The 11,879-nt window shown below is 70.7% G+C and carries 6 protein-coding genes and 2 pseudogenes; 4 read left to right on the top strand and 4 right to left on the bottom strand.

Annotated features, from left to right (window positions below; all coding sequences use genetic code 11):
- Nucleotides 1-63 precede the first annotated feature (63 nt).
- Both PV350_RS39075 and PV350_RS39070 read left to right on the top strand, forming a co-directional pair.
- Nucleotides 64-627, top strand: a complete 564-nt coding sequence (locus PV350_RS39075) for a glycine-rich domain-containing protein (RefSeq protein ID WP_500338197.1) — start codon at nt 64-66, stop codon at nt 625-627.
- A gap of 279 nt (nt 628-906) precedes the next feature.
- Nucleotides 907-1,048, top strand: a pseudogene (locus tag PV350_RS39070) (tyrosine-type recombinase/integrase); the annotation flags it as partial.
- A 760-nt stretch (nt 1,049-1,808) separates the two neighbouring features.
- Here PV350_RS39070 and PV350_RS39065 read toward each other — a convergent pair.
- Nucleotides 1,809-2,372, bottom strand: a pseudogene (locus PV350_RS39065) (transposase); the annotation flags it as partial.
- Between the two features lie 166 nt (nt 2,373-2,538).
- On the opposite strand from PV350_RS39065, the gene pglW reads away from it, so the two are divergent.
- The gene (pglW, locus tag PV350_RS39060; protein WP_500338195.1) at nt 2,539-6,963 is read left to right on the top strand and encodes a BREX system serine/threonine kinase PglW; all 4,425 of its coding nucleotides are present in this window, start codon (nt 2,539-2,541) and stop codon (nt 6,961-6,963) included.
- A 46-nt stretch (nt 6,964-7,009) separates the two neighbouring features.
- On the opposite strand, the gene PV350_RS39055 is transcribed toward pglW, so the two are convergent.
- Genes PV350_RS39055 through PV350_RS39045 form a run of 3 tightly spaced genes read right to left on the bottom strand, consistent with a single transcriptional unit; the run spans nt 7,010 to nt 10,367 of the window.
- Nucleotides 7,010-8,464, bottom strand: coding sequence for a hypothetical protein (locus PV350_RS39055; protein ID WP_500338193.1), 1,455 nt, complete (start codon nt 8,462-8,464; stop codon nt 7,010-7,012).
- Complete coding sequence (locus tag PV350_RS39050) at nt 8,461-9,861, bottom strand: KGGVGR-motif variant AAA ATPase (protein WP_500338191.1); 1,401 nt, start codon at nt 9,859-9,861, stop codon at nt 8,461-8,463. Before PV350_RS39050 ends, PV350_RS39055 begins: the two co-directional genes overlap by 4 nt.
- On the bottom strand, nt 9,858-10,367 hold the full coding sequence (locus tag PV350_RS39045) for a hypothetical protein (RefSeq protein ID WP_500338190.1): 510 nt from the start codon (nt 10,365-10,367) through the stop codon (nt 9,858-9,860). The genes PV350_RS39050 and PV350_RS39045 overlap by 4 nt, the downstream gene beginning before the upstream one ends.
- A 163-nt stretch (nt 10,368-10,530) precedes the next feature.
- Here PV350_RS39045 and pglX point away from each other — a divergent pair.
- A partial coding sequence (gene pglX / locus PV350_RS39040) for a BREX-2 system adenine-specific DNA-methyltransferase PglX (protein ID WP_500338189.1) occupies nt 10,531-11,879 on the top strand: 1,349 nt, incomplete at its 3' end.

Genomic DNA, 11,879 nt, shown 5'->3' with positions numbered 1-11,879 from the left:
CCCGGACCCCCAGGACCCCCAGGACCGCCTGGTCCTCCCGGGCCCGGTGCCGAGCACGACCTGTTGCTATTCGCCAGCAGCAGGGAATTCGTCCCGCCCGCCGGGGTCACCAAGGTCTTCGTCCAGTTGTGGGGCGCCGGCGGCGGTGGTGGTGGACTACTCGGAGACATCACTGTCGGCGCTGGCGGAGGTGCTGGTGGCCTCGCCTGGTGCGCCGTACCCGTGCAGCCGGGTTCGGCGTACGAGGTAACCGTCGGTCAGGGCGGGACCGGCGGGCCGCCGCTTATGCCCGGCACAGCCGGGTCGGATAGCACCGTGAGCGGCCCCGGCGGCCAGATACTCGCGAGCGCCAACGGCGGCGCCGGCGGGGCCTTCGCATTTCCCCCCGTGCCCACTCCCGGCGGGAACGGGGACTGTCCGACCGGTGGGTTGGCCTATCAGGGCGCGGCCGGCCAGCGTTACGCCTTCGAGAACCCTGGACCAAATGCCGGCCAGGGGGGCAGCCCGGGGGTCAACGGCATTGTGCCCGCGCCGCCGGGTGTGAGCCTGGGCGGTGACGGCGCGAGGGAAACTCCAGCCACACCTGCCGCAAACGGCGCCAACGGATACGTACTCATCTGGTGGTAGCCAACGCCATACGGCGGGCCCGGCGTGTCGTCAGGCATACCGGGCCAGCCCGGCCAGGAGCCAGCGGCCCCAGTGGCGTTCGCGTCGGCTGGTGTCTTCCCCTTCTTGCAGACCGCACTGTCTTGGTGGCGCTTGGCGCCACCGATGCCGGTCGTCCGCGCTGGCGACGCTTGCTGTGTAGTTCCTGCTGCGCATCGCTGCCGACCCAGCGGCATCGGGCGCACAGGCTTGACGGACCGGCGCTACCTTCCACCGGCACCAGGACCTCCGCGTGAGGCTTCGACGTGGCTGAACGCCACCGAGGTTGCCGAACGGCGGCCACAGTGCAGAGGTGCTGCTGAGTCGGTACGCCAAGTGCATCGACGGCCGGCAGGAGGTCGCCAACCGCCGCATCGAGGACCTGCTGCGCGCGTACGAGTGACGGCCCGCGGAGTTCTGCGATCCTGGCCCCCTGGACCTGTCCGGGGGCCTTCGCTGTTTTCGGGGGCTGACCTGGGCCGATGGCTCAAGATCCTGTCCACGTATTGTCCACAGACCCCGTCCTACGCCCACTTTCGGCGACACACGCCTGCGCATACGCAAAGACCCCGCACTCAGCGTCTTCGCTGGTGGCGGGGTCTTTTGGCACCTCGTACAAGGTGCCCCCGGCAGGATTCGAACCTGCGCACACGGCTCCGGAGGGCGTTCGGGAACCCAGCATCGTTGCTGGTCGAGGTCTTGCGTCATGCAAGGGGCTGGACGGAGTCCACAGATGGTCCACGGCCGCAGACCAGTTTTGGTCCGTCGTTGCACGGCGTCCGGCGCGCGGGATTTCTCCAAGAGGGCGTCCGACTGCCGCGCCCTCTTGGTCGTTTGTTAGTTATTCGCGGCTGCTGCCGGCCGCTCTCGGACGGCCCAGCTGGGGCACCCACGGCAGATTCTCAGACCGCGCGCTTCGGCTCCCATATCTCGTACAAACCCTAGCCCGGCAGCCTGCCGGTCCAGACCGGCAGGACTGGTGTTGTTCAGGCGGACCTGACGTCGCCCAGCCGCGTTCGGTACCCCGGCCGAACGGGCCGCTCGGCGTCAATACAACCGAATTCAGCGCCCAGTTCCATGAACTTTGCATCACCCTGCGAGGAGACTGCCTAACTTTGGGCTAGCTTTCACTAGTGGGCAGAACCAACCGGCGGCAACTGGCCCTCGCCGGTGTTGGCCAGGAAACGCACCAGGGGGTGGAAGCCGAAGCCGCCTTTGTAGGTTGGTGCGGCCGCCTCCTTTTCGGAGTGGCAGGTGATCAGCGTGGCGTCGATGTCCAGGACTAGGCCGGTCAGTTCCTGTCCGCCGTCTTTCGCCGCCGGTATGGCGCGGCGAGTCTCGGATGCGTGGAGCCAGGCCACTTCCCGTGCCTGGGCACGGGCCGAGCGCAGGCGCTCCAGTACGCGTTCGTCGACGCCAGCCAGCAGCCGCCAGGCAGTCGGTGTCGAGGCGACAGGGCCGAACACCTCGCTCTGGTCGCGCAGCACGGTGAGATCCGTGATGGTCTCGCCGCCGTCAGGGAGCATCACCGCGAGCTCGGTAGCGATCCGGCCCGGGTCATGGCCGGTGCCGCGTGGCCGAAGCGGTCTCAACGCGGTTGAGTACGCGCTGATCAGCCCGGTGGCATCGGTGAGATCAGCCAGTAGCCGTGCCCCAGCGTGCCCGACCACCCCCGCACCGTCGGTGGAGACATGAAGCCTGGGACGTGAACCGATACCCTGCACGATCGGACCTTCCGCATGGCGACCCTTTTGTGCCGGGCGGCAGCCGGGTCTCGCGCCCGCTCAGTCTGCTTTCGGCCGGTTCCGCGCACGATAGGCTCGACCAGGCACTTTTGCATCGTGGTCCGTGAGGGAAGCCTGGGGAGGCCGGACGGTGACAGGTCAAGGAGGCATGTCGGCGCAGCGACCCGGCGCGCCCAAGCCGGGCCCGCCGCGCCCCGCCCAGCAGTGGTACCAGGAGCGCCCCTCGCCCTATCCGTGGGAGCAGGATGCACTGGACCATGTGCGCGCGCTGATGCCGCAGGCCGAGCCGTACTGCGCCTGGGCCACGTTCTCTTTCACCGCGATGTCCGGCCGCGTCAACGAGTGCGATCTGCTGGTCGCCGTTCCCGCTGGCCTCTTCCTCGTCGAGATCAAGGGGCATCCGGGGCAGCTCCGCAACACCGGGTCGACCTGGAACTTCCAGGGCTCCGACCGCATGCGGACCATCAACAACCCCCTGCACCTGACCGACCTGAAGTCCAAGGAGCTGAAGAGCCAGCTTCAGTGGGCGGCCCGCAGACTGGGCCTCTCCGAGCGAGTTGTCCCGCGGGTCGAACCTGCCGTATTTCTCTCGTCACCCGACCTGGAAAGTCACCTGGACGAGGTCCAGCAGATCAAGGTCTACGGCCGTGACGACGGCGGCAGCGGCCTGAAGCGGATCTGGCAGGACTTCCTCGGTCTGCCCCCGGACCGTCCCGACCGGCGCATCACGCCGGAGTTCTCGCGGCACACCTTGCCGCAATTGCTGAAGGCGATCGGGATCCGCCAGTCCACGGCCCACCTCCGCTTCGGCGATGCCTGGAAGATGGAGTCGCACCCGCTGGATGCCGGGCCGTCTTGGGAGGACCGCCTGGCCACCCGGGACGACGGTCTCGTCCAGGAGGAGGGCCGGGTCCGCATCTATCTGGTGAGCCAGATGGCGACGGAGGCGGCCCGCAGGGCCACCGAACGGGCCGCGCGCCGCGAGTACCAGGTGCTGCAGGGCATTACTCACCGCGGCATTGTCGACGCGCTCGACTACCGCGAGCACCAGGGCGGACCGGCGATCCTCTTCCGCCATCGTCACGGTGATCTCCGCCTGGATCATTACCTGGACACCTACGGCGGCAGGCTGACGCCCGAGATCCGTCTGGACCTGGTCCGGCAGCTCGCCGAGGCGGTCCGTTACGCGCATAACCGCTCGCTCTACCACCGGGCGCTCGCGGCACGCTCCGTGTACGTGTCGTTCCGGGCCGACGGGACGGCTCCGGAGCTGCGGATCACCGACTGGCAGACGGCGGCGCGGGACTTCGACAGCAACGCCACGTTCTTCCGCTCCATCGGCGGTTCCGCCCTCGACGCCGCCCTGATCGAGGACGCGGCCCGGGTCTATCTCGCCCCCGAGTCGGACCAGCCGTACGCGGACCCGGCCGACCTGGACATCTTCGGCCTCGGCGCGGTCGCCTACCTGATCCTCACCGGCCGCCCGCCGGCCACCCAGCGCAGCGACCTCGCCGAACGGCTCCGCAGCGACGGTGGCCTGCGCCTGTTCGCGGTGACCGACGGCCTGCCCGACACGCTCGACGACCTGGTTTTCCGGGCGACCCGCGCCGACGTCAACGAGCGGCTCGGCTCGGCCGAGGCGTTCCTGGACCTGCTGGACGAGGCGGAACGCGCCAGCATCCTCCCGGACGCACCGGCGGCGGCCTGCGTCGACCCGCTCGAAGCGGCGCCCGGGCAGGCGCTCGACGCGGAGTGGACGGTACGCCGTGTCCTGGGCACCGGCGCCACCGCGCGCGCCCTGCTCGTTGAACGGGCCACGGAGGACGAGGACGGCCGCACCCAGGTCGACGAGCACGTTTTCAAGGTCGCTCTCGACGAGGAGAAGGCGGGGCGGCTCCGCGCCGAGGAGCGGGCGCTGCGCAAGGTCGGCGGCGGCTCCGTCGTCCAACTGCGCGGCGAGGGGCTGCGGGAGCTCGGCGGGCGCACCGTCCTGGAGTTGGAGTACGCCGGCGCGCAGTCCCTCGGGGAGCGACTGCGTGGCAAGGGGCGGCTCACCTACCACGAGCTGGAGCGCTTCGCGGACGACTTGTTCCATGCCCTGGACCAGCTCGCCGCGCAGGGCGTGCGCCACCGCGACATCAAGCCGGACAACTTCGGCATCCAGCGCCGCAAGGACCGCACCTGGCAGCTCAAGCTGTTCGACTTCTCCCTGACGGACGCCTCCGACCGGGACGTGAAGGCCGGCACACGCGGCTATCTCGACCCGTTCCTTGGTTCGATGCGCCGCGCCCACTACGACGACCACGCGGAGCGGTACGCCGCCGCGGTCACCCTCCACGAGATGGCGAGTGGTGAGCGTCCGCTGTGGGGCGAGGGGCAGCTGGACCCGCTGACCAACGAGTCGGCCGAACTCCACGTCGCCACGGAGCTGTTCGAGCCCGCGCTGCGCGAGGGACTCACCGCCTTCTTTCAGCGGGCGCTGCACCGTGACACCGAACAGCGCTTCGACACGCTGCGGCAGATGTGGGACGTCTGGCGAGAGGTGTTCCGTGCTGCCGACGCGACCGCGCCAGCCACGACCCCCTCCACCGTGGGTGCTTCGTCCGACGACCCGGAGGAGGCCCGCGACCGGGCCGCCGCGGCGGCCGGCCTGACGACGCCGCTGGATGCCGCCGGTCTCTCTCCGCGTGCCGTGTCGGTGGCCGGCGGACTGGGGGCGACGACGGTCGGGGAGCTGCTGGACATCCAGCCGTACGCCATCTCCAAGGCGCGCGGCGCGGGCGCCCTGGTCCGCAAGGAACTCAACCGGCGCCGCAAGCAGTGGGCCACAGCGCTGCGCCCGGCGGCGCCTTACGAGCCCCCCCGCCGGCAGGCGTCCGACGCTGGTGCCCCGCCACAGGCTGCCCCCGGCTCCGACGAGAGTCGCATCCTGTCGATAGACGACATGGCGGCGCTCCTGGTCCCGGAGCCGGGCCGCAAGGGCTCCCACCGTGCCGACGTCGTACGCCTCACCCTGGGCCTGCCCCTGGACGACGGCGGGCTGTCCCCGCTCGGCGCATGGCCCGTGCAGGCCCGGATTGCCGACCATCTGGGCATCAAGCAGACCTCCGTCTCCCGCCACCACCGGAACGAGATCAGGAGGTGGACCGAGGCCGACTGGCTGGCCCCGGTCCGCACCGAGCTGACCGAGATCGTCGAAGCTGTCGGCCGGGTGATGACCGCCGACGAGGCCGCGGCCGAACTCCGGGCTCGCCACGGCGCTGGGGCGGACACCCCTGCGAGGACGCTCGCCAGGGCATTGGCCGTCGTGCGGGCCGCCGCCGACGCGGAGACCGCCGAACGCCAGGACGAGGACCCCGTCGGGCAGCACGAGCCCCGTTTCGCCGTGCACCGGCGCGGCGACACCGTTCTGCTCGCCGCCGAGTCCCTGCCGGGCGCCGACGACCCCAGTCCGCGCGAGCTGGCGGACTACGCGGCGCTCCTCGGCCAGGCCGCCGAACGACTGGCCCGGCAGGACCCCCTGCCCGGCAGGGGCGAGGTCCTGCGTGTCCTGCGGTCCGTGCCCGCGCCCGACGGACTGGCCCCGCTCGCCGACACCCGTCTGGTGTCCCTGGCCGCCGCGACGGCCCCCGGCGTCGCGGCCACGCCCCGGCTGGAGCTGTACCCGCGTGACCTGAGTCTGGAACGGGCGGTGCGCATCTCCCAGGCGGGCGCGGGCGTCCGCCGTGACCGGGGGATCACCGTGGCCGAGCTGGTGGCCCGCCTGCGTGCCCGCTTCCCGGGCCTGGACCTGGTGTCGGGCTCCCGGGAACCCACTCACGTGGAATTGCTGGATGCCCTCGAGGGCGCGCGGTTCGACCTCGTGTACGACGACGAGGCGGAGAAGTTCTTCCCCAGGGCGCCGGAGTCGAGGGGGCCGTGGAGCTCCACCGGCGCCCTCACCAGCTACCAGCCGCCCACTCCCGTGACCCGGGCCGACCGGGAGGACCCGCACGGCCCGCTGCGGGAGCGGCTGACCGCGGTGGCGGAGCGGGGCGGGTTCCTCGCCCTCACGGTGAAGCCGAACGCGTTCGCGAGAGCGGCGGAGACCGTGGCAGCCGCCTTCCCCGTCGGGGCCATCGACCTGTCGGACGTGTTCCTTACCGCCTTCCACGCCCTGGCCACGGAGAAGGGCCAGGACTGGCAGAAGGTCCTGCGCGCCGACAGCCTCTCCACCCCCGGCAGCATCAAGCCGGGACTGGCGTCCTTCGTCCGGGTGGTCTGGCAGCGCGTCGAGCAGGCGGTGCTCGCCCGCGCCGACGCGCCGCGTACCGTGCTGTTCCTGCACGACGCCGGCCTGGTCGCCCGCTACTGGAAGGAGGGCGGCCACGCCTTCCTCGTCCGGCTCCAGAACGCGGCCCGCCGCCCCGCCGACGCGCCGCACGGCCTGTGGCTGCTGTGCACGGTGGAGACACGTGCGCAGGAGCCGAAGCTGGACGGCCGGACGGTGGAGGTGATCGGCGGCGACGGGGAACGGGCGCACCTGGACCAGGAGTTCCTGGACACGCTGCAGGTGCCGGCTGGCACGGGCTGAGCGTCGGCATGACGGCGCCGGCCGACCATCTGTCAACCTTGATGGTTCAGGTCTTCCGGGGCACCCCGCCCTTGCGGCCGATGTTGAACGCCAGCCGGTACACGTCGGGGAGGTCCAGGGCGCCACTGGTTCGTTCGGTCAGTACGCCGAGGTCCACCAGTTCCTCGATCAGTGCGAAGGGGTCTCCGGCGTCACGGGGACCGCTGCTCTCGCCGTCGTCCTCCCGCATCCGGCGCAGGGCTTCGGCGAGTCCGCCCCGCTCCCAGCACTGGCGGACGTACGACGGCTCCATCGGCACCTGCCCGCCCTCGAGCCGCTCTATGGCGGCGGCGGCCCAGGCGATGTCCTCCGTCAGCTCCTCCACCCGGACCCGCGACGCCTCGTGGAGGCTCTCCCGGATCGCCTCGTAGTGCAGCGGGTGGGGGTGTCCGGCGTACCGCTCCGTTGTCAGGGCCGCGGCCGAGCGCAGGGCGAGCAGCCAGGTCCGCGGGCTCACCCGGCCCTTGCCGTCCTGGAGGTGGTTCGGAACCCAGGTGAAGGTGTGGCCCTTGCGCCGGTCGGTGCCCATGTACGGGCCGGCCAGAGAGACGAAGACCTTCTCCTGGCACTTCTCGTCGGCGATCACGTCGACCGGCGCGATGAACCGCCCCTCGCCCTCCGGCCGCCACTCGCCGTATTGGGCGCGGAACTTCTCCGCCTCGGGGCTCGGATCGTTGCCCAGCCGGTGGAAGAGCAGCCCGTAGAGGTTCTCCCGGCTCCACTCCAGGTCGGCCGCGTTCGCCCCGAGCTTGGAGGCGTCCGGGAACCTTTTGGGCGCGCTGTGGTACATGTCTGGACGGACGAAGATCTTGGCGCGCAGCCCCCCCGTGGTCAGCCGCAGTTCCAGTGCCACCTGGAACAGCGCCGACACGAGCCGGTCGGCGGTCGCCCGGTCCGCGTGGAGATGGTCCAGGGCGTCGAAGAGCAGCACGCGGGTCTCACCGCTGTCCCGGGCTTCCCGGTCGGCCTTCCGCAGGGCGTCCTCGTACGCGTCCTCGTTCTCCCCGGCCCACCGGATACGGTCGGCCCAGTCGGGGATGCTCGCGATCTCGGGTACACCGAGCGCCATCATCACGACCGCGTACCAGAAGAATTCGTAGACGTCGGAACCGGTCACCTCGCGAAGCAGACGGGCGATCTTGCGCTTGCTCGGGTACGGAGTGTCGCTGCCGCCGCCCGTGGTGAACCCGGTCGTGACCCTGACCCGCCGCAGCCGCGGCATCATGTACGACCGGGCGGCCACTTCTCGCAGTTCGGGGTCGGTCAGCGCCTTCGCCCAGTACGTCTTGCCGGTGCCTCGCGCACCGCGGACCACGGTCACGTCCGGGTCGAGCGCGAGGCGGTGGCTGGACGGCGTGAACAGCCGCCGCAGGTCGGGGTTGTCCGTGTCCGCGTCGAGCGCGACACCGAGGGCCCTGGTGATCAGGGTGCGGTACTCGTCGGTGGTCGGGGCGGCGGTCATGAGGACTCCGGGGCGGGGTGCGGGTTTGGCAGCAGACGCTCCACCGTAGTCGTGAACGTCCGGTACGCGGCCTCGACGAATGGCAACTCGGGCCAGTCCCGGCTGCGCAGGGGGTCCAGCCCCACCAGGTCGTTGCCGAAGAGGATGGGGACGGGGGCGTGCGGTGCGTCGTCGTCCTCCAGCGGAGGGTGATACGGCTCGTCGCTCTCGTCGTCCGTGCCGTCCTCGTCCGTGTCGAGCTGGTCGTAGAGTGTGCCGGCGAACAGCTCCTGGGCGCGGTCGCGCAGGGCGGGCAGCCGCTTTGCGTCCCCCGCGGAGTGGAACATGGCCGCCACGATCCGCAGCCGCTCCCTCAGCTCCCGGGCCAGGGCGGGGCGCTGCTGCCACTGCGTGAACAGCATCTTGTAGCCCTCCCAGGTGGAGGGGTTGTCCACCGCGAACAGCAGGGCGAGCCCGCTGAGATGGGTCAGGGTGACCGCCGCGATGTCGTGCATGCCGGCCCTGCTGTCCAGCAGGACGACGTCCGGTGCCCGGGACAACCCGGTCACCTGGTCCTCGCAGGCGGCGATGGCCTGCTCCAGTCGCGCGGCGAACGGCCGTTCGCCGTCACCGGGGTTGAGCCCGGCGAGATCGCTGTAGATGCGGTTCAGCTTGGCAAGGTAGTCGTATGGCTCGCCCTCCAGCGGCGAGCCGCCCGCGGGCGCGAGCCACACCTCTCCGTTCCCCTTGACCGGCAGCGCGGTGCTCCGCGCCACCAGCTCCAGCCCGTCGGCGTTGCCGACACCGGCCTCGACGAGGTGGTCGACGATGCCGTGCCGGGGAATGCCGGCGGAGTCCTCCAGCAGGTTGGAGATGCCCGGGGACTCCAGGTCGAGGTCCACCACGAGCACGCAGCGGCCCGTTCCGGCCAGGTACCTGGCTAGGACGGCGGTGGCGGTGGTGCGCCCCACCCCGCCCTTGAAGCCGTACAGCGCCACCCGCCGGTCCCGGCGCCCCGCGGCTCCGTCGGACGGGGCGGGAACGCTGCGGGCCCAGTCGGTGCCGATGACGGTCCGCTCCAGGACGTGCACGCTGCCCGTTCCGGAGCCCTGCCGGGGGCTGACCGGTACACGGTCGTCGGCGTCGAAGTACAGCTCGGGTGCGAACAGTTTGTCGGCGAAGAGGACCGGTTCGAGCCCGGTGAAGGGCCGGGTGGCGGCGGTGAACGCGTCCCGGAGCGTCACCACGGCCGGATCATCGTGCGCGAGCGGGCTCTGCCGGTCGTCGAGGAGCAGACAGGCCCGGCCGAGCACGTCGCGGGTGACGACGACGTCCGTGCCGAACTGTGCGGCGGCCTGCTGCGCGTGGTCGAGGGCGGCCTGCCAGGCGGTGTCGAACCGCACGCGGGAACTGCTCATGTGCGGGTCCTCGTCCCCAGGATGCTCGCCTGCTCATGAGCGGCGATGAGGTCGTACGCAGCCCTCAGATGCCGGCCGATGACGGTGTCGGTGATCGCGGTGCCGTCGCAGTAGCGGTCTCCGATGTCCCAGCCGGCGAACGGGTTGTTCCAGATGAGCTGAGTGAATAAGGCTCCCGACCCGCCCCCTCGGCGGCGGTGGGCGACGGCGGTGAGGTGTTCCCAGAGTTCCGGCAGGTGCCCGTGCTTGTTCGTCCACTGCGGCTTCTTGCGGGAGCGGTCCAGGTACTTCACCTCCGGATGCTCCGGCTTGTTCCACACATCGAGCCGGGACCCGAGGAAATCGATCAGAATGGCCTTGACGGCGCACTCCGCCGCCAGCCCGGCCAGATGGTCGGCGGATATCCGCAGGTCCTTCTCGGCGGCCAGCGTGGCCGCGCGATAGTGGTTCCTGCTCGCCGTCGCGAACGCGGGCGGCGGTGTCGCTGAGGGTGTCGAGGCCGTCACGACGATCACTTTAACGAGGTGATCAGGACGGCTGCGGGCACTTTTCCCAGATCGCGACCACCCTGGGCCGCCGTACGGAGGCGGGGGTGCGGCAGGATGGGAGATCCGGTCCGCTCGGGACGCGGTGGGGCGCTGACGCGGTGCAGGGAGAAGGAAGCGAAGAGTGACGGTGACGACTACGGGCACGGACAAGGCGGCCCTGCTCAAGGACCTGAAGAAGCTGGTCGTCGACCTGGAGGACGATCTGCGATCGCGCAGCGAGTCCGAGGAGGAGTTCCGCACCCGCCTGGACCGTGAGTGGCGCGAGGCGAAGGAGGCCCGGCGCACCGCCCTGTCCTACCCGGCCTGGCGCGACGAACGCGTCACGCAGGCCGCCGTGGCGTGGGTGTTGGGCTGCGTCTTCGTCCGCTTCTGCGAGGACAACGGCCTGATCGACGAACCGTTCCTCGCCGGTCCTGGCGAACGCCTCGCCGAAGCGGAGGCCCGGCACGAGGCCCACTTCCGCACCTATCCGCACCACAACAACCGCGACTGGCTCATCGAGGCGTTCCGCCACCTGGCGAGCACCAATGAGACGGCCGCTGGCCTCTTCGACGAGCGCCACAACCCGCTGTGGGGCCTGACCCCCGGCTACGAGACGGCGACGGAACTGCTGATGTTCTGGCGCCGCTGGGGCGCGGACGGCGAGATCCGCTACGACTTCACCGACCCCCAGTGGGACACCCGCTTCCTAGGCGACCTCTACCAGGACCTGAGCGAGCACGCCCGTAAGACGTACGCGCTGCTCCAGACCCCTGAATTCGTAGAGGAGTTCATCCTCGACCTGACCCTAGAACCGGCGGTCGCCGACGACGGGCAGGGCTTCGGTCTCAACCCCGCCTGGACCGGCCACGACGGCCGCGAACGCCGCGGCCTGCGCACCATCGACCCGGCGTGCGGCTCCGGCCACTTCCTGCTGGGCATTTTCCACCGCCTGCTGGACAAGTGGCGCCAGGCGGAACCCGGTACGGACGCATGGACGCTGGTGCGCCGGGTGCTGGAGTCCGTCCACGGCTGCGACAAGAACCCCTTCGCCGCGAGCATCGCCCGTTTCCGGCTCCTGGTTGCCGCGATGCGCGCGGCGGGCGCGCGGCGACTGGCGGACGTGCCGCCGTTCCCGATCAACGTGGCCGTGGGTGACTCGCTGCTGCACGGCCGGGACGCGGCCGGCATGCAAACCGACCTGGACACGCTGTTCGCGGAGGCGGTCGTGGGGCGCGAGGAGGGGGAGGCGTACGCGTACGCCACGGAGGACGTGTGGGAGTACGCGAAAAGGGTCGACCTGCTGGGGCGGGGGTCGTATCACGTGGTGGTGGGAAATCCGCCGTACATCACGGTGAAGGACAAGCAGGAGAACGAGAACTACCGGGCGGCGTACGACGCGTGTGCGGGGACCTACGCGTTGTCGGTGCCGTTCGCCCAGCGGATGTTCGAGCTTGCGGTTAAGGGGTCCGGCGGGCGGCTGGGTGGGGG

The sequence above is a fragment of the Streptomyces sp. PA03-6a genome, assembly GCF_033792765.1.
GTDB lineage: Bacteria > Actinomycetota > Actinomycetes > Streptomycetales > Streptomycetaceae > Actinacidiphila.
Note: the sequence above shows the minus strand (reverse complement) of the source record. Positions and strands in the feature narration are given on the sequence as shown.

Bases quoted from the DNA above. Each gene is read 5' to 3' on its own strand.
- pglW (WP_500338195.1), top strand. From the start codon at position 2,539: ATGTCGGCGCAGCGACCCGGCGCGCCCAAGCCGGGCCCGCCGCGCCCC.
- PV350_RS39055 (WP_500338193.1), bottom strand. From the start codon at position 8,464: ATGACCGCCGCCCCGACCACCGACGAGTACCGCACCCTGATCACCAGG.
- PV350_RS39050 (WP_500338191.1), bottom strand. From the start codon at position 9,861: ATGAGCAGTTCCCGCGTGCGGTTCGACACCGCCTGGCAGGCCGCCCTC.